At 46.1% G+C, this 19248-nt stretch carries 17 protein-coding genes; 15 read left to right on the plus strand and 2 right to left on the minus strand.

Annotated features, from left to right (window positions below):
• Nucleotides 1-132: 132 nt before the first annotated feature.
• Together LKD71_RS06605 and LKD71_RS06610 are read left to right on the plus strand one after the other, a co-directional pair.
• Nucleotides 133-1899 carry a D-alanyl-D-alanine carboxypeptidase gene (locus tag LKD71_RS06605; RefSeq protein WP_227614813.1) on the plus strand — a complete coding sequence of 589 codons (1767 nt, stop codon included), beginning with the start codon at nt 133-135 and terminating at the stop codon, nt 1897-1899.
• 13 nt (nt 1900-1912) lie between these two features.
• Nucleotides 1913-2626, plus strand: coding sequence for a tyrosine-type recombinase/integrase (locus LKD71_RS06610; RefSeq protein ID WP_227614814.1), 714 nt, complete (start codon nt 1913-1915; stop codon nt 2624-2626).
• 21 nt (nt 2627-2647) lie between these two features.
• Here LKD71_RS06610 and LKD71_RS06615 read toward each other — a convergent pair whose 3' ends face one another.
• Entirely contained in the window at nt 2648-3604 is a 957-nt protein-coding gene (locus LKD71_RS06615) for a 3'-5' exonuclease (RefSeq protein WP_227614815.1), read from the minus strand.
• A 394-nt stretch (nt 3605-3998) separates the two neighbouring features.
• Here LKD71_RS06615 and LKD71_RS06620 point away from each other — a divergent pair, with 394 nt between their 5' ends.
• The 6 genes from LKD71_RS06620 (at nt 3999) to LKD71_RS06645 (ending at nt 10812) form a co-directional block, all read left to right on the plus strand.
• Nucleotides 3999-5111, plus strand: coding sequence for an ABC transporter ATP-binding protein (locus LKD71_RS06620; protein WP_227614816.1), 1113 nt, complete (start codon nt 3999-4001; stop codon nt 5109-5111).
• A 183-nt stretch (nt 5112-5294) separates the two neighbouring features.
• Entirely contained in the window at nt 5295-7010 is a 1716-nt protein-coding gene (locus LKD71_RS06625) for an ABC transporter ATP-binding protein (RefSeq protein ID WP_227614817.1), read from the plus strand.
• Nucleotides 7010-8791, plus strand: coding sequence for an ABC transporter ATP-binding protein (locus LKD71_RS06630; RefSeq protein WP_227614818.1), 1782 nt, complete (start codon nt 7010-7012; stop codon nt 8789-8791). Before LKD71_RS06625 ends, LKD71_RS06630 begins: the two co-directional genes overlap by 1 nt.
• Before the next feature lie 263 nt (nt 8792-9054).
• Nucleotides 9055-9276: a hypothetical protein gene (locus tag LKD71_RS06635; protein ID WP_227614819.1), complete on the plus strand. Its 222-nt coding sequence runs from the start codon at nt 9055-9057 to the stop codon at nt 9274-9276.
• An 11-nt stretch (nt 9277-9287) separates the two neighbouring features.
• Entirely contained in the window at nt 9288-9497 is a 210-nt protein-coding gene (locus LKD71_RS06640) for a hypothetical protein (protein ID WP_227614820.1), read from the plus strand.
• Nucleotides 9498-9723: 226 nt separating this feature from the next.
• Entirely contained in the window at nt 9724-10812 is a 1089-nt protein-coding gene (locus LKD71_RS06645; protein ID WP_227614821.1) for a PucR family transcriptional regulator, read from the plus strand.
• A gap of 139 nt (nt 10813-10951) precedes the next feature.
• On the opposite strand, the gene LKD71_RS06650 is transcribed toward LKD71_RS06645, so the two are convergent.
• Entirely contained in the window at nt 10952-11332 is a 381-nt protein-coding gene (locus tag LKD71_RS06650) for a helix-turn-helix domain-containing protein (protein WP_227614822.1), read from the minus strand.
• Here LKD71_RS06650 and LKD71_RS06655 point away from each other — a divergent pair.
• From LKD71_RS06655 to LKD71_RS06685, 7 genes are all read left to right on the plus strand, one after another.
• Nucleotides 11307-11825 carry a hypothetical protein gene (locus LKD71_RS06655; protein WP_227614823.1) on the plus strand — a complete coding sequence of 173 codons (519 nt, stop codon included), beginning with the start codon at nt 11307-11309 and terminating at the stop codon, nt 11823-11825. The two genes, LKD71_RS06650 and LKD71_RS06655, sit on opposite strands and share 26 nt — an antisense overlap.
• Nucleotides 11783-12385 carry a type 2 periplasmic-binding domain-containing protein gene (locus LKD71_RS06660; RefSeq protein WP_227614824.1) on the plus strand — a complete coding sequence of 201 codons (603 nt, stop codon included), beginning with the start codon at nt 11783-11785 and terminating at the stop codon, nt 12383-12385. Before LKD71_RS06655 ends, LKD71_RS06660 begins: the two co-directional genes overlap by 43 nt.
• Nucleotides 12386-12484: 99 nt before the next feature.
• Nucleotides 12485-14824, plus strand: coding sequence for a hypothetical protein (locus LKD71_RS06665; RefSeq protein WP_227614825.1), 2340 nt, complete (start codon nt 12485-12487; stop codon nt 14822-14824).
• A 57-nt stretch (nt 14825-14881) separates the two neighbouring features.
• Nucleotides 14882-15889 (plus strand): glycoside hydrolase family 18 protein, encoded by a 1008-nt coding sequence (locus tag LKD71_RS06670; RefSeq protein WP_227614826.1) that lies wholly within the window; start codon nt 14882-14884, stop codon nt 15887-15889.
• Nucleotides 15890-16181: 292 nt separating this feature from the next.
• Nucleotides 16182-17438, plus strand: coding sequence for an ABC transporter substrate-binding protein (locus LKD71_RS06675; protein ID WP_227614827.1), 1257 nt, complete (start codon nt 16182-16184; stop codon nt 17436-17438).
• A gap of 100 nt (nt 17439-17538) precedes the next feature.
• Complete coding sequence (locus tag LKD71_RS06680; RefSeq protein ID WP_227614828.1) at nt 17539-18411, plus strand: carbohydrate ABC transporter permease; 873 nt, start codon at nt 17539-17541, stop codon at nt 18409-18411.
• 7 nt (nt 18412-18418) lie between these two features.
• Nucleotides 18419-19237, plus strand: coding sequence for a carbohydrate ABC transporter permease (locus LKD71_RS06685; protein ID WP_227614829.1), 819 nt, complete (start codon nt 18419-18421; stop codon nt 19235-19237).
• Nucleotides 19238-19248: the final 11 nt, after the last annotated feature.

The raw sequence follows: 19248 nt of genomic DNA on the forward strand, positions 1-19248 counted from the left end.
TGACGGCAGAGAATCAGTCCTTGAAAAAAAAGAACCTCTATAATATAATGATGCGAGAGAAACAGAAACTGGCGATGCGGTTTTCCGGACGTCTTTTGACAGGCAGGAGCCGCAGAACATGGAGAAAGAAGAATGAGGAAGAAAAAACTATGGCTGATCCGCACGCTGGCGGCAGCCCTGATTCTTTCCGCGGCTGTGCCGGTGTGCCCGTCCCTTGCAGCGGAAGATTCAGAATATACGGAAACTTATGACGATACGGGGGAGGATACAGCAGAGGACAGTGGAGAAGAGACCGAGTACATCCCGGAATCCTATTACTGGACTGTGGAATCCAATGAGATCTCCGGCTGGCCCGGGGGGCCCCAGATCGAGGCGGAGGCCGCAGTGGTCATGGATGCGGACACGGGAGCTTTTCTGTACAGCAAAAATATGGACAGGAAAGAGTACCCGGCCAGTATTACCAAGATCATGACGGCACTGGTAGCGATCGAAAGCGGGAAGCTGGACAGTAAGATCCGATTTTCAGAAAACGCAGTTTATAATCTGGAGGAAGGCAGCAGCCATGTAGGCATCCAGGTAGGTGAAGTTTTAAGTATGCGCCGGGCGCTCTACGGACTGATGCTGGAATCTGCAAACGATGTTGCAAACGGTATTGCGGAAACAGTCGGCGGCAGTATCAGTGGCTTTGCGGATCTGATGAATGCGAAAGCAGCGGAGCTTGGCTGTGTCAACACGCATTTTACGAATCCGCATGGACTTCAGAACGAAGAGCATTATACCTGTGCGAGAGATATGGCACTGATCACGCAGGCGGCCCTGAAGCATCCGACCTTCCAGAAGATTGCCGGAACAACCAATTATACCTGTCCGAAGACCAACAAGGTAGATGAGGAGCGTTACTGGTACAATCACAACCAGATGATCCAGAAGGATGCGGAGTATTATTACGAAGGCTGTTTTGGAGGAAAGACCGGTTTTACGAGCGATGCCCTGAATACGCTTGTAAGCTATGCAAAGAAGGATGGCCGCACGCTGATTTGTGTGGAGCTTCATGTAAATGGAAAAGACAAGGCTTACAGTGAGAGCCACGCCATGCTGGATTATGCCTTTGAAAACTTCCAGAATGTGACCGTACCTGCCAACGAGAGCACCGTGACCCGGTCCCAGCTCATCGGAATGGACAACTTAGGCGAGCTTTCAGCTCTTCGTACGGAGACGATGGATGAAACTCTGGTGAGCGGTCCGAGCGAAGTGACGGTGACAATTCCGAAGACGGCGGAGGCTTCCGCTGTGGAGCGAAAGGGCGACGGTTCCGGCGGATTGATTTACAGCTATAATGGCTGGCAGGTGGGAAACACCTCCCTTTCCTACAATTCCTTTTCCTTCGATGTGCCCACCCCCAGTACGGTTCCCGTGAATTACACGGAGATCATCGAGGAGACCGAGCCCGGTGTCAAAGGCATGGTCCAGATGGCTGTGAGAAAGACAACGGCCTTTGGAAAAACTGCCGGAAAAGCCATCGGAGAATTTTTCAGGACTCTTCCGGAGAAGTTTACCTGGCTGAAAGATAAGATCCTCTGGCTCATCGACTGGATCAACGAGCATGACATCATGGCGGCAGTTGTGGGACTGATCCTCCTGCTTATCCTTATTCCGATCCTGGGAATCGCCTGGGCCAGAAATTCCAAAGCCCAGAAGATCCGAAAGCAGCGGAAAAAAGAGCGGGAAGAACGAATCCGTATTGAGAAGAGCATCGACAGCAAGCCCGTGAGCGAGATCGAGGCAGAGCTCCGGGCAGAGATCGAAAAAGACCGTCTGGAACGGCAGCAGGCCGTGGAAGAGGCCAGAGAAATGCATGTGGAAGAAGAACCGGTGTCCCAGGAGGAAGACCAGAAGTAGGAGGAAATGAGTTATGAGCTGGGTGTCACCGATCAAGGACAAAGAGACTCTGCAGAAATTTGAGAATGGCCTGAAAGCGGCCGGTGAAAAGTATTACGTTTTGTTCGAGATCGGTCTTGGCACCGGGTTGAAGATGCCGGATATTCTGGGACTTCGGAACGAAGATGTCTGGGAAAAGGAAGTCCTGGAGCTGAACATCGGAAAGAAAACTATCCGCCGGATTTTCAAGATCCCTGAGAATCTTCAGCGGGAAATCCTCGTTTATACGGAGGGAAAAGACCCGAAGGCCTGGCTTTTTCCGGGGAGGAACGGATCGAAGGGGCCTCTTTCCAAGGAACACGCCTGCCGGGTGATGAAGCGGGTGGGAGAGGAGCTGGGGCTGCCGCCTGTGGGAAGCAGCACGATGCGAAAGACCTTCGCCTGGAATTACTATAAAGCGACGGGGGATATTTTTTATCTCCAGAATCTTTTCAATCATGCGTCGCCCTCCATCACCTACCGCTATATCGGCGAGAAGCCGAAACGGACGGTAAAGGACGATCAGCGGAGCCGTTTCCTTCTGGGAAAGGACGACAATGGGAAGAAGCGGATCCTGCTTTTGGAGAACACGCTGGAGGAGATCAGAGAGTCCTTGGGAGACTCGGGAAAAAACGATGCCTTTTTCGGCAGGGTGGATTGTCTTCTGACGGAAATGGAAGAATTGACGGAAAATTTCAAACGAATGTAAAAAAACGCTGCGGACAGAGGCTCATTCCTCTTTTCTGCAGCGTTTCTGTTTTTGTTTCAGGGCTTCTTTTTTCTGTATGATGGTCTCGGCCTCCGCATCGGAGACGAGCTTTAAGGTCTTTACGCAGAAAAAATCTCCGTTTTCCGTTTTTTTCATGCGGTTTTTTCCCTTGAGCCAGCCGTGTTCCTCGCAGCGGGCCAGGCAGTAATAATTTTTGGAATTTCCGGTGAACCAGCGGATCTTTTTCCGGGCGGGCTTCCCGCAGATATAGCAGCGGGTGGCGGCCACCTTCCGGTCCCGCATGGCATCGGTCTTGGTGCGGAAAGGTTTGGAGACGAATTTCTGATAGGTCTCATAGCGGATTTGAAACTCTTCCTTCCGGCTCTGGGGCGTGCGGTAGTAGTCCACGGAAAAGTATTTGAGAGCCTGTTCTTTATCCAGAGTCTGAAGGATTCCGGCGGTATAGGAGGCGTCTCCCAGCGCTTCATGGAAGGGCTGATCCTTGGGAAGCTCCAGGGCATCGACGACGGACTGGAGATTTTTCCGGGAACGGCCGTCCTCCCTCTGGAGACTGAAAATCTTCTGGATATCCAGGTAATAGAGGGGAAACGGGAAGGGATTTTTTATATGGTAAAAGCGCATGTTCCGCTGAAGCTCGAGAAGATCCTGAGGACCCCAGGAACAGAAAACGGCGTCCTCCATGGGGCCGCACCATTCCAGAAAGGAAGGAATCACCTCATAAAAAGGCCGGGCCTTGCGGAAAGCCTTCATATCCATATGCAGGACTTCCTGGGTATGGCGGTGGAAGCTGTGGTAGACCCTGGGCCGGATCTTTTCCTGAAACTGTCCGAATTCTTCCCACTGGTCGTCCAGTTTGACGGCTCCGATCTGAATGATCTCAAAGGGAAGCTTCTTATTCTCTTTTTCTTTTCCTCCGGGGCACTGGTTCCATTCCAGGTCAAAAACGATGTAATTCATAATCAAGTCCTTCTGGTGCTGCGGTGTCTGTTACCGTCTCTCAATATTTGCGGTATTAGTATACAGGATGGAACTGAAAAATACAAGGGGCGTATCTAAAGCGTCTCCGTACGGAAGACAGCGTAAATGAGCGCTTTTGTTTGTTGCAGTATTAAAATTTATACTTGCTGGTTAAATTGTATATAAAAAACAAAAAATCTTCGTCACATTGCCCAGAAACTTAAAAATTCCTTAATGAGACTGGCAGAACTCACAAAGTCGCCGGACAAACTTTGGTGGTTTCGGGTATGGAAGGAACGGACATAATTTAGTATACTATTCTCAGTCAGTAAACGTTGTAGTTACTAACAGAGAGGAACTGCAAGTTACTTTTATGAATTAGGAGGATGAAGAAATGGCTAGCTTATCACTGCAGCACATCAACAAAACTTACCCGAATGGTTTTGAAGCAGTAAAAGACTTTAACCTGGAAATTGAAGATAAAGAGTTTATCATCTTTGTAGGACCTTCCGGATGTGGTAAATCTACCACCCTTCGTATGATCGCAGGTCTTGAGGAGATCACCAGTGGTACCCTTAAGATCGGTGACAGAGTCGTAAACGATGTAGAGCCGAAAGACAGAGATATCGCAATGGTATTCCAGAACTACGCTCTGTATCCGCATATGACCGTATATGATAACATGGCATTTGGTCTGAAACTGAGAAAAGTTCCGAAGGACCAGATCGACAAAATGGTAAAAGAGGCAGCTAAGATCCTTGACCTGGAGAAACTGCTTGATCGTAAACCGAAGGCTCTGTCCGGTGGTCAGAGACAGCGAGTTGCTATGGGACGTGCAATCGTTCGTGATCCTAAGGTATTCCTGATGGACGAGCCGCTGTCAAACCTGGATGCAAAACTTCGTGTACAGATGCGTATTGAGATCTCCAAACTGCATCAGAGACTGGGCGCAACCATCATCTACGTTACACATGACCAGACAGAGGCTATGACCCTTGGTACCAGAATCGTAGTTATGAAAGATGGTGTTGTTCAGCAGGTAGATTCCCCGCAGAACCTTTACAACAATCCGTGCAACCTGTTCGTAGCTGGATTCATCGGTTCTCCGCAGATGAACTTCCTGGATGCTACCGTTAAAGTAAGCGGCAACGACGTTGCTCTTCAGGTAGGCAACCATTCCATCAAACTTGCTCCGGCAAAAGCTAAGAAACTCATCGATGGCGGCTACAACGGAAAGACCGTTATTCTTGGTATCCGTCCTGAGGATGTACATGATTCTGACGAGTGGCTGAAGAAGTCTCCTGAGACTGTTATCGAGTCCACCATCCGTGTATACGAGCTGCTTGGTGCAGAAGTATTCCTGTACTTCGATGTAGAGGGTGCTAACGTAACTGCCCGTGTAGATCCGCGTACAACTGCTAGAACCGGTGATACTGTTAAATTTGCTCTGGATGCTGAGAAGATTCATGTCTTCGACAAAGAGACCGAGCTTGTTATCACCAACTAATATTCATAAAAGTACTTTCAGTGCCATCCGGATTTTTCCGGGTGGCACTTTTTCTTTATCGGATGGGTGTACGGCATCATGATATGGAAAGCAAAGGATACCGCACACTGGCATTTTGGTATCATAAAAAATGAAAAACAGAGGATAAAGTAGCTTTACAGAGATGCATCCGGGAGGATTGAATTGAAGAAAATTTTAGAATATATAAAACCCTTATATCTGCGGATGCTGATCGGGTTTCTCATTAAATTGGCGGGAACGGTGATGGATCTGGCGATTCCGTGGATTTTGGCACACATGATTGATGAAGTGGTTCCCACAGGAGACCGGGGAGCTATCTTTTTATGGGGAATCGCTATGGCTGCCTGCGCGGTGATTGCCCTTCTGGGAAATGTAATTGCCAACCGGAGAGCTTCTGCGGTATCCAGGGATGCCACACGGCGGATCCGTCATGATTTATATGAAAAGATCGAACATCTTTCTGCAAGGCAGTTGGACGAAGTGACCATTCCCAGTCTGATCTCCCGACTGACCACAGACACCTATCATGTGAATCAGACGCTAGGGCGCATCCAGCGTTTGGGGGTGCGGGCGCCGATTTTGCTTGTGGGAGGAATCTTTGTGACCATGTTTCTGGATATACGGCTAAGCCTGGTATTGCTTGCTACCATTCCTTTCCTGGCCGCAGGAGTCATTTTGATTTCCGGAAAAGGAATTACGTTGTATGCGAGTGTACAGCAAAATGTGGATGGCATGATACGGACCGTGCGGGATAGTGTCACAGGTATTCGTGTCATCCGTGCGTTGTCTAAGGGGGATTATGAGTGCGCCAGATTCCAAAAGGACAGTGAACGTCTCTCAAACAGTCAGATCCATGCAGATACGGTTATGGCAGCTACAGATCCTATGATGCAGCTGGTATTAAATTTAGGCTTAACTGCGGTGGTGGTCTGTGGTGCTTACTGGGTTAACCAGGGAGTGACAAAACCGGGAAGCATCATTGCTTTTCTTACTTACTTTACCATCATCCTGAATGCCATGATGTCAGTGAACAAAATGTTTGTCATGCTTTCCCAGGCCACAGCTTCGGCAAACCGTATTGCTGAGGTGATGAATTTGCCGGAGGAAAGGCCGGCAGGAGCATCGATAGAATCTCCTATAAAAGAAGGCGTGGTATTTGATGATGTATGTTTTTCCTATGCACAGCCTGCCAATGGCTATACGTTGGAACATATTTCTTTTCATCTGAAGAAGGGTCAGGTATTGGGAGTTATCGGAGCTACCGGCAGCGGCAAAACCACACTGATCCAGCTTTTGCAGAGGTTTTATCCGGTGGATTCTGGGGCTATTTATATAGAAGGAAAAAATATTAACGCCATGGAGGAGGAGAAGCTTCACTCCCTGTTTGGAGTGGCGTTTCAATCCGATTCCTTTTTCATCGGGACGATTTATGATAACATTGATATTGGGCGGGGACTTCCTGAGGAAGACATTCTGCGTGCTGCACGCTGCGCCCAGGCAGAGCCCTTTATTCTGGATACGGAGGAGGGATATCGTCATCCAGTTCATGCAAAGGCAGCAAATTTATCCGGCGGACAAAAGCAGCGGTTATTGATTGCAAGAGCTCTGGCTGGAAAGCCGAATATCCTGATTTTGGATGATTCCTCCAGTGCGTTGGATTATCAGACGGATGCGGCCTTGAGAAATGCCATCCGAAGGGAGTACCCGGATATTACAGTGATTCTGGTAGCACAGAGGGTAAGTTCTGTGCGAAATGCAGATCAGATTTTAGTGCTGGATGAGGGCAGAGTGGCAGGACTGGGCTTCCATGAAGAATTGATGGAAACCTGTTCCCTGTATCAACAGATTGCGAAAATCCAGACAGGAGGTGAGGAATAATGGCAGGAGCGTTACAACCTCGAAATGGAAGTCTACAAAAGCCCCGGAATACTTCCCGAACCCTGTCTATGTTAGGCCAATATATGCTTCACAGTGCACCGCTGCTGATTCTTGCACTTGTCTTAAGCATTGTGGGAAATGTGTTCCAACTGATAGGACCTGCCTTGTGCGGGCGCGCCATCGATGCAGCCTCAGGGGGAAAAGGGCAGGTAGATTTTCAGACAGTTTATTATTATGCCCTGCAGATGATTGTTTTTTATGTGGCATCTGCCGCATTGGTATACCTGGTACCACAGATCGTGCTGCGGATCAGCCAGCGTACGGTACGGTTGATGCGTGGGGATCTTTTTTACAAACTGATGCGCTTGCCTGTGAAGTACTTTGATACCCACCAGATAGGAGAGCTTTTAAGCCGAATCAGTTATGATATTGACACGGTGAATACCTCTCTTTCCAATGACCTGGTGCAGATTTTGACGAGTATTATTACTATAGTGGGAGCTTTGGTCATGATGATCAAGATCTCTCCTCTTCTGGTGCTGGTTTTTGTAGTTACGGTTCCGCTGTCGGTGCTGTTTACTCGTTTTATGACCAGCCGGGTACGCCCCCTGTATCACAATCGTTCCAAGTGCCTGGGAGCACTGAACGGTTTTGCGGAAGAGTATATTTCCGGACAAAAGACGATTCGCGCTTACCATCGGGAGGAGGATGCGCTGACACGTTTTGATGAGAAAAACGAGGATGCAGTGAATAGCTATTACAAGGCAGAGTACTATGCCAGCAGTACCGGCCCCTCTGTGAACTTTATTAACAATCTTTCCCTGACGCTGATCAGTATTTTTGGGGCATTGATGTATTTAAATGGAGCAATTACCCTTGGCAATATCTCCTCCTTCGTACTCTATTCCCGGAAATTTTCCGGCCCCATCAATGAGGCGGCCAATATTTTCAGTGAGTTACAGTCTGCTCTTGCGGCAGCTGAGCGGGTATTTGAGCTGTTAAATGAAGAGGAGGAGACGGCGGATGTACAGGGAGCATTTCCTCTTCAGGTAGAAAAGGGAGAGGTAGACTTAAAACATGTGGATTTCGGCTATGATTCTGAGAAAATGATTCTAAAGAACATCAATCTGACGGCAGAACCGGGAAATATGATCGCCATTGTGGGACCTACCGGTGCGGGAAAGACGACCATTGTAAATCTTCTCATGCGGTTTTATGATCCTCAAAGTGGGGAGATCCTGATTGATGGCCAATCCATCTATCAGGTGACACGAAAAAGCCTGAGAGGCTCTTTCTCCATGGTGCTTCAGGATACCTGGCTCTTCAATGGAACCATACATGACAATATTGCCTATGGTAATCCCGATGCCACCAGAGAGGCAGTGATTGCCGCGGCAAAGGCGGCGCACATTCACGGAATGATCATGCGTCTGCCCCATGGCTATGATACCGTCATCACAGAGGATGGTGTCAACATCTCCAAGGGACAGAAACAGCTGATGACCATTGCCCGTGCCATGCTGCAGCCGGCTCATCTGCTGATTCTGGATGAGGCAACCTCCAATGTGGATCTTCAGACAGAAATGCTGATCCAAGAAGCCATGCGCACCCTGATGCGTGATAAGACCTGCTTTGTTATTGCCCACAGACTTTCCACTATCCGCAATGCGAATTTGATTTTGGTGGTGAATGAAGGCAGGATTGTTGAACAGGGGACTCATAAAACCCTGATGGAAAAAAATGGATTTTATGCATCCCTATACCGGGCACAATTTGAATAAAAAAGACGACCTCCAGGAAATTTCTCCGGATTTTCTATCAGATAAAAAACTCCGACGGAAGGAAGCCTGCGCATGGATTCGGGTAAAAAAGAGCCGCTTGCGGCTCTTTTTTATGAACATAAACCTGTAAGTATGATTCTTTTCCTTGCAAGAGATTACAAAGTGTGTTTTAATAATAGTAGATATATTATTTCGTTAGCCAAAAATTGACTTTAAAAGTTGAATTTACGAAAGAGTTATAGAGTTGAGGCGGTATGAAAGAGATGCGGGATAATGTTTTTCTGGAGAATAAAAAGGAGCTGGAGCTGGCGGATTTTATGAATTATGCGGACGGTTCCAGAGGAAACCTGGGAAAGGACATTCCGGTGACAATATACCGACTGCTGGAGTATTCCATCCGGGAACAGCTGATCCGCCAGTTTGGAAAGGAAACACAGATTCAGGTCTTTCAGGATGCCGGTTTCCGGGCAGAAATAAAGGAATAAAGGTGCAGCTTATGGAAGATAAGAACTGTGAACTTTTATTTGAGTATCTGCGGAGTATCCTTTATGACAAGGAGATTCAGACGCTGGATATCACAAAGCTGGACGAACCATACCAGAAACTGGGACGGGGACTTCAGGTATTGGAACGGACTGTTGAGGAGATGCTGGAATATTCCAAAGACCTTTCTGTGGGAAATTGGAAAAAATACAGAAAAGTCTGAAGGAAGCTTCAAAAGAGGATTTTACCATGAGCTTCAGCTATGGTGTGGTGGAATATGACAGCCGGGAGGAAGGAATTAATCGAAAAGTGCGGATGAAAACATGTATCGGGTGAAGCGGGCAAAAAAAGTGGGAAGAAGCTGACAAAATTTTCACTTGCACCGCCCGGAGGGTTTTAGTATACTGTAAGTAGTTATTTTTCGTGAATGAAAGAGAGGAAGTGGGACAATGATTTCCAGCCAGGTACTACAGAATGCGATTGATGAACTTCGCTCCATAACCAGAATTGATCTGTGTGTGTTTGATCCGGAAGGAAGAACCGTGGTTTCTACCTTTAACGGAGATGATATTTCTACGGATATGGTTCGTCTCTTTAATGATTCAGCAGCAGACAGCCAGGTGATCCAGGGCTATCATTTTTTCAAGATTTTTGATGATCAGGTTGTGGAATACATACTTGTGGCAAGAGGTTCCAGCGAAGATGCCTATATGATCGGAAAAGTAGCAGTCAGTGAGATTCAGAATCTGATCGTTGCATACAAAGAACGTTTTGACAAAAATAACTTTATTCAGAATCTGCTTCTGGACAATCTTCTTCTGGTGGATATTTACAACCGGGCGAAAAAGCTTCACATTGAGGTGGAAGCACGCCGGGTTGTTTACATGATCGAGACCAAACAAGAGAAAGATCTGAATGCCAGAGAGCTTTTGAAAACACTGTTTGCCACCCGCACCAGGGATTTTATTACAGCAGTGGATGAGCGGAGCATCATTCTGATCCATGAACTTCGTGAGGACGAGGATTACGAGGAAGTGGAGCAGGTTGCCAATATGATGAAGGATATGCTGAACTCCGAGGCCATGGCCACGGTACGGATCTCCTATGGTACCATTGTAAGCGAGATCAAACAGGTCTCCAAATCTTATAAAGAAGCCAAAATGGCTCTGGATGTAGGCAAGATTTTTTACGCAGAGAAACGGATCATTGCATATAATACTCTTGGAATCGGCCGTCTGATCTATCAGCTGCCCATTTCTCTCTGTGAGATGTTCATGCATGAGGTTTTCGGCGACAACATTCCGGACTCTCTGGATGAAGAGACACTGACTACGATCAACAAGTTCTTTGAGAATAATTTGAACGTTTCCGAGACATCCAGACAGCTCTATGTGCACCGAAACACTCTGGTGTACCGTCTGGAGAAGCTTCAGAAGAGCACCGGTCTCGATATCCGCAAATTTGATGACGCCCTGACTTTCAAGATTGCTCTGATGGTAGTGAATTATATGAAGTATATGGAGAATCAGGAATACTGAGGACTGTGTGAGCCGCCTGGAGAAGAGCAGGCTTTAAAACCCTGCCGCAGGCAGAAAATCGTAGAAAATTATATATTTACAAAAGAATACTGCATGTATGAAAAAACCTCCTGTGTTATGTTTTGACACAGGAGGTTTTTTACTGCAGATAAGTGCGGAGATAGATCGTTCGATAAGCTGACGGCGTCATTCCGGTCTGCTTTTTGAAAAAGCTGGAAAAATAAAAGGGATTGTTGAACCCCAGAGAGTCTGCGATTTCAGAGACCGGCAGATCCGTGGATGTGAGAAGCTGGGCAGCCGTATCGGATTTTTTCTTCTGAATGAACTGCCCGGGGGAAATGCCCATCTGCTTCTGGAAAAGCTGGGTGAAATGGCTGACATGATAACCGGCGGCCTGAGCCATCTCCGAGACGGTGATCTGTTCGGAGAGATGATTCTGCACATAGAGAATGGCATTGGACAGAGGAGATTCAAAATCCTGAGCAGCCAGAGAAATGGTTTCCGGCGTCTTTTCCGACAATGCACCGATCAATCCGGCAATCGCGGATACGGTGAAACAGTTCAACAGCCGTTATGGAACGGACGTTACCCTGCATATGGTTACGCTGCAGGAGCTTTATGACCTGATCCGTGAAAAAGTGAAAGATGCACCGGTTTACCAGGGAACCATGAACGACTGGTGGGGCAACGGCGTGGGAAGTACTCCTTATGCGGTGAAACATTTTAAAGAGGCTCTCCGCCTGTCACGGATCTGCGACCGTCTGGAGGAAAATACCGGTGTTCACAATGAAGAACTGGTTCAGGCCTACGGAGACAACTCCCTTCTGTATTCAGAACATACCTGGGGGCATTCTGCAACCATTTCAAACCCCTGTGATACGATGGTCACAAACCTGGATTTTCGCAAAAACAGCTATGCTTCCAAGGCGCATGAGGCGGCTGCCATGAGAAAAATGAACAGTGCTTTCTTATGGGAGATATCCTGCGCTACTATAGCCATTCCGGAAAAGTAAAGGCTGTTTCCACGAGCAGAGAGAAACGGAAGCTTATCACGGATAATGCAGAGCATCCGGAAGTGATCTGCCGCTGGTGGGACAACTTCTTTGAGCTGGACAACTCCGTGATGTCCCAGCATGGTGTGCTGGACGAAGTACTGTTCAAACAGGAAGACGGTTCCTATACCAGGATCGATATAACGAAAGAATCTCAGGAAGTGCAGGAAAGAAATGACTGGGGTAACCTGTGGGCGCAGTCACTGCCGAAATACATTCCGGAAGGCTTTAAGATCAAAGAAGAATTAGAACCTGTTTATAATGAGACAGAGTACAGAGATTCTGTGTATGAGCCGTATATGACTGAAAAATGTGTACCGGATCAGTGGCCGGATCTGGAGCATTCGGAAGAGATCGCAGAGCTGGAAGCTTCCATCAAGGATTACATTACCCAGTGCCAGGCAAAATGGGTTGCAGGTCAGTCTGATATCAATGCAGACTGGGATGGCTATCTGGAGCAGCTTGACAAATTAGGTCTGGATCAGTATCTTGAATATAAAGGTGCAGTGAAAGCCGAATAATAAAAAAATAAAAGACGGCGTGGATTCTGTCACGCCGTCTTTTTAAAAGGAAAGAAATTTCTAAAATCCGGAATCTGACTGAATAAAAGGTGGAAAAAGATGAAGATAAGAATTGGAGAAGGCGAACTGAAACTTTTAGGAAACGGACAGATTGAAGAGCTGTCTTTCAGAGACGGATCAATTTTTCCGAAAGGACAGTTTTCCTGGCTGATACGGGCTTTCCGGGATGGAAAGGAAGTCGGGATTCGTCTGGTGGACCGGGAAAAGGAGCGGATTCTTTATCACTGGGAAAAAACGGAAGAACCTCTGGTCATGCAGGTGACAGAAAAAGAAACATATACGGTTTTTACCGTTCTGGAGTGCCCGGATTCTTTTGATTTTCTGGAAATAGGACCTATCGTGACAAGTCTGAATGAAGTGGTCGGAGATGTTATCGGTGTCGTTCAGGGGGGAATGGTAGCGATAGGAATCCAGGCTTTGAATGTGAAAACTCTTGCAGGTTTTCCTTATGAACTGAAAGATCAGGTGATTTACAGAAAAGAAACACCGACGTCGGAACTGACCGTTTCTGCCTTGGATTTTTCCATGGCAGCAGCTTACGATATGCCTTTTGGAAGCGTTCTGCAGTTATATTGTGAGAACAGGCGCCGGGACAGAATAAAGACCGTATGCTATGCGGAAAACTGTATTCCGGCTCCGAAGCTTGAAAGAGACGATGCGGATATCAAAGGCTGCAGCTTTGCTCTTTTTGCCTGTGAAAAGGAAGCGGCTCTTGCGGTGATCGGAGAAATAGAAATGGGCGAGGGGCTTCCGCATCCGATGCTTGATGGTGAATGGCTGAAGACCTCCAGAAAAGCGGTCTGCTCCTACATGATCAGCGAGTTTGGCGTGGATAATATCGATAAAATGCTCGCTTATGCAAAAAAAGGAGGCTTTTCTTATCTCTATCATCCGGAACCCTTTGATACCTGGGGGCATTTTGAACTCCGGAAGGACCGGTTTCCTCAGGGAGATACGTCTTTGAAGGAGTGTGTGGAAAAAGCAGAAGCGCAGGGAGTGAAAACAGGACTCCACACGCTGACAAATTTCACCAGGACCAATGATTCTTATGTGACTCCGATTCCGGACAAACGATTGAAAGCCATGGTGCCGGTGAAACTTCTGGAAGAGATCAGTGCAGAAGAAACAGAGCTCCGGATCGATGAATTAAAAGGCTTTGCCTATGCAGCCACGCTGAACAGCTTCCGGATTGGGGATGAACTGCTTCAGTATCAGGAATGTAAACCAGATCAGGAGAAAGGCATACTTTTGACAGGCTGCACCAGAGGAGCTTTTGGTACGACGGCGGCAGGGCATCCAAAGGGGGCAGAAGTATATAAACTGACAGATTATCCTTATCAGACGCTGTTTCCGGATATCGATCTTCAGGACGAGTTTTCAGACCGGATCGCAGAACTCTTCAATAAAACAGGTCTGAATCAGATTTCTTTTGATGGTCAGGAAGGCTGCGAATGGACGGGAGAGGGTGAATATGCCGTAAACCGTTTTGCCATGCGCTGTTATGAACAGTTTGATCATCTGGTCCTGAACGATGCGTCGAGGCTGCATCACTTCCTCTGGCATATGAATACGCGCATGAACTGGGGCGAACCCTGGGGAAAAAGCATGCGGACAGGTCAGGTGGAAGGCAGGATCAAAAATCAGAAGTTTTTTGAAAAAAATCTGTTCCCGAAAATGCTGGGCTGGTTTCTGATCCGAAAGGCGAACCGCCGGTTTGAGGCAAGCACATTGATGGATATCGAATGGGCCCTGTCGGAAGCGGCAGGCTTTGACGCCGGTTTTTCCATGTCCATTTCTGAAAATGTATTGGATTCCCTTGGAAATATTGATATACTTCTGGAAGCTATCAAAAACTGGGAACGGCTCCGGTTTGAGAACCGTTTTCCTGACGAGCTGAAAGAAGAACTTCGGAAACCAGAGACAGAATGGCATCTGAAGAAGGTGGACGATCATCATTTTGAACTTTATCCCATGGCGGTCAGCCAGCCCTTTGTCTGCGATCTTCTGGAGATGCAGCCGGGACAGCCAGGGGGAGCCGACTGGTACTTTGAAAACTGTTTTGAGGAACAGCCTCTGAAATTCCAGATGAGAGTGGAAGGCTATGGCTTTATCGAAAAGGTACAGTTTTACACAAAGAAAGGCCTCATAAAATTTGATGCGACCGTAAAAGGAGGCCAGTATCTGCTGTTTGACGGCGAAGAAGCCTGGGTGACGGACCGGAATTTCAACCGGCAGGAAAAAGTGGAATATACAGGAAGCTGTCCGCTGGTAAAAGGGAAAGACAGTTTCAGCTTTGGCTGTACCTTTGGAGGCGAAGAAGGTCCGGAAGTAAGCGTGCAGGTGATTACTCAGGGAGAAGCATACCATATAATGAGATAGCATAAAGAAGAAAAGATCATGATGAAAGTAATGACAGATTTGAATGGAGGAGTTAGAATGATGCAGAAAGTTTTAGGTTATGTAATTGAAGATTCAATTGTAAAGGAAGAAGAAGCAAAGATTTTGACACACATCAACGTAGCTTTCGGCCATCTGACGATGAATGGAGAACTGGTTTTTGACTATCATCCGTTTTTGAAGCAGATGAAACAGGTCAGAGAATGGAATCCGGATATAAAGATCGTTTTATCCATTATACCGGAAGAGCCCGATGCCTTCACTGTAGTGAGCGCATCGGAAGAGCTTCGTGGGAATCTGACGGAAGCCTGCCGCAAACTGGTGGCAGAGAGCGGCTTTGATGGCGTGGATTTTGACTGGGAATACCCCTGCGTGCCTTCCAACGGAATGAATTGTTCACCGGCAGACCGTGAGAATTTTACACTGCTGTGTGAAGCTGCCAGAAAAGGAATGGACGCAGCAGGCGGCGGAATCGTTTCGATTGCTGCAGGCGCTGATCTCTATTATATTGAAAGCATTGAGGTGGACAAGCTTGCAAAAATACTTGATTATGTATGCCTGATGACCTATGACCTGAAATGCGGTTTTCATGCGTTGTCCGGTCATCATACGGCACTCTATTCTTCCACCGGAGATATTTTCCGCAATAGCTGCGATCAGGCGCTGAGACTGTTCCATCAGGCTGGTTTTCCGAAAGAGATGCTGCTGATGGGAGCTGCTTTCTACTCCAGAAAATGGGAGAATGTCAAAGACCGTTATCACGGTTTTCTGCAGTATACAGAAAAAGGCGGCGGCTATGGTCCGAATTATGACGAACTTGCAGAAAAATACATCGATAAAAATGGTTATGTCTCTTACTGGGATGACGAAGCGAAAGCGCCCTTCCTGTTTAACGGTTCCACCTTTATCAGTTACGACGATGAGCGCTCTCTGGCCTGCAAGTGCAGATATGTGAAAGAGGAAGGAATCGGAGGAATCTTTTACTGGTGCCATAGCGGCGATACCAGCGGCGTTCTGCTGAGGAAAATTGGGGAAGAAATAAGATGATGTGACAAAGGTAAGATATAAGAAAACCAGGCCGGGTTCTCTCTGAGTGGAGGGGATCCGGTTTTTTCTATATTATTTTCAGCACATATCTCCCCCGGAATTATAGGGAAGATATAGGGCAAATCACACAAAATGTTTTATTGAAAATCATGAAAATCAATTATTTTGCCCAATCCTCTTGAAAAATCCTGTCATTAGTATATTATAAAGTTACAACAATTAACTTCGTGGTGTGAGGATAGAGATTAGAAAGAAACATCACAATTTTATTTCATTGGAGGAGGATTTCGTAATGAAAAGCATGAAAAAACTTGTAAGCTTAGCACTTTGCACTGCTATGTTAGGCAGTACAATCCCTGGAATGAACATTGCAGCAGCAGAAACTACAGGGAAGACAGAGTTCTGGAACGATAAAATGGCTAATACTGATCAGAGCAAACTGGATCAGATGCAGGAGAGTATCAAAGACTTAAGTGGAATCGATGTAGAACTTATTGCATATCCGGACACGGCTTCTTATCAGACCGCAATGCAGCAGTCCATCCGCACCGAGGATGCTCCGGGATTATTTACCTGGTGGAGCGGCTCTCAGCTGGAGACTCTGGTAAAAGAAGGCCTTGTAGAAGATATGACTGATTTCTGGGATGAGTATGTAATTCCCAATGGCGTATCCGCAGATGTAGCCGATTCTTTGACCTTTGATGGAAAGATTTATGGTGTTCCTTACAGTATCATTTACAACACCATTATTTATAACAAAGATATTTTCAATCAGTATGGTCTTGAAGAACCCCAGACCTTTGATGAGTTCCTGACCGTATGCCAGACTCTTCTTGATAACGGTGTTACCCCTATCGCATTAAAGAGCGATTCCTGGGCAGGCTTCATCTGGTTCCAGGCTATGCTGGCCGCTTATGATCCGGCTCTCTATGAAGGCGTTTGCGATGGTTCTATCGCTTATACCGATGAGAAGGTAGTAGAAGTTATGAATCAGTGGAAAGATATGCTGGACAAAGGATATTTCTCCGCACCGATGACCAACGTTGATATGGCTAAGAGTGTTGCAACCGGCAGCGTAGCTATGGAGCTTGAGCCGAACTATGAGGCAACTACCATTGTAAATGATTATGGACTGGATTCCAAAGAAGATCTGGGAACCTTCGTACTTCCTTCTGTAGATGGCGCAAAGAAGATTGTATTCTATGAAATTGCTCCGCTTTGTGTATCAAGCACCAGCAAGGACAAAGACGCAGCTATCGAAGCTTTGAAGAGCTGGTTCACCAAAGAAAATCAGACTGTCTTCACAGATATCACCGGTTTCTTATGCAGCAGTCAGGTAACAGTTGATAATGAGTGTGTAAACCAGATGGTTGCTTACACAACAGATTCTGACAACTACTCCATGATGCTCCGCTACTATGAGAATACTCCGTCAGATGTAAGAGACGTTGCTCTGGACGAGCTGATGAAATTTGAGCTGGGCGATGCTGGCGTGGATGAAGTATTAAGCACTATTCAGACAAAGGCAGATGAAGTTTTTGCAAAATAAATAAAAAAACAGCAGGCCACGGGTTTTCATGGCCTGCTGTATTGAAACAGCTGAACTGGCCAGAGTACGGACCATGTGTTTAACAAAGAGGACGCTGAGAATGAATATGACTAAAAAAAGAAAAAAGAATTATTTAACAGATTATTTATACATCTTGCCAGCAGCAGCGTTTGTTGGGATCTTTTTTGTATCATCTATTTTATATACCTTTTATTTGAGCTTTTTTGAATGGGATGGTTTTTCAGAAAAAATTTTTGTTGGCTTGAATAACTATAAAAATCTTTTCTGTGATGCCAATTTTTTGATTTCTGTACGAAATACGATTATCTGGGTTGTATGTTCCCTGGTAACACAGGTTGTCTTACCCTTATTATTTGCAATTTTGATCACAAGGAGTTCCTTCCTTAAATTTTATAAGAATATTTTCTATTTCCCGACAGCTTTATCAGCAACGGTAGGAGGAATGATCATGACGACGCTGCTTTCTACCTATGGTTTACCCTATCTGGCTGGAAAATGGATTTCTCCGTCTTTGATGAGAGACTGGCTGTCCATTCCCAATGTCAATACGTTTATTATGATCATGACAGGAATTTGGCAGGGAATCGGCTTAAATATGCTGTTGTTTATATCTGGTTTAAGAAACATGGACTATACACCGGTGGAGGCATCTATGATTGATGGCGCTGGCGGGCTTACATTATACACCAAAGTTATTTTACCGTTGCTGCGGCCGACCATTATCGTTGTACTGTTGATGTCCCTGGTAAATAGCTTTAAGGTATTTGATTCCATCTGGGTTATGACAAAGGGTGGTCCTTATCGGACATCTGAGACCCTGGCACTTACCATGTATCAGGAGTCATTTATCTATAACCGGTTGGGAAGCGGTGCTGCGATCGCGATTATTCTGACCATAGTTATTTTGATCATTTCCTATTTCAATATCAAAGGAACATTTAAGGAGGATTGAGTATACGATGCTAAAAATAAGTAAACGTCAGCAGATGATATGCAATGTAGTTCTGTCAATCCTTGGACTTGTATGGCTTGCACCCATCATTTTTGTGGTATTGAATATTTTTAAAACAAAGCAGGAATACAATATGGGAAGTTTCTGGCAGCTTCCGCATAGTTTTGCAGTCATAGACAATTTTAAGAATGTAGTGGCAAATAAACTATTTGTCTATATGGGATCCAGTTTGTTATATGCGGTAGGCGGAGCTGTTCTGGCAGTATTCTTTTCTCTGCTGGCTGCATATGGTTTGACTCATCTGAGAATCAAACATAAGATGTTCTGGTTTCTGTTTATTTACAGTGGAACAATCTTTCCGTTTCAGGTTTATTTGATCCCAATCTATAGAGGCTATTATAAGACTGGCCTTTATAATACCAAGTTCGGAATGATCCTGTTTTACTGTGCCATCAGTATTCCCTTTGCCATGTTTGTGCTGAGAAACTTCCTGATGGGAATTTCTTCTGAAATCTGCGAATCGGCAAAGATGGATGGAGCGACAAACTGGCAGGTACTGGTACATATTTTGACGCCTATGGCAAAAGCACCGATTTCTATTGTATTTTTATCCCAGTTTACCTGGTGTTGGAATGATCTGATGTTTGGTCTTACATTTACAAAATCTACAAATGTGCGTCCGGTTATGGCAAGTATTTCCATGATGAGCATAGGAGATGTTCCATCTCTGTTTACCGCTTGTCTGCTGGCATCCATACCGACGATTGTTTTGTTCTTTGTTTTACAGGATAACTTTGAAGCAGGTTTTGCTTACACAGGAAAATAATCATACGAGAA

The sequence above is a fragment of the Fusicatenibacter faecihominis genome, from assembly GCF_020686945.1.
Lineage (GTDB): Bacteria > Bacillota > Clostridia > Lachnospirales > Lachnospiraceae > Limivivens > Limivivens faecihominis.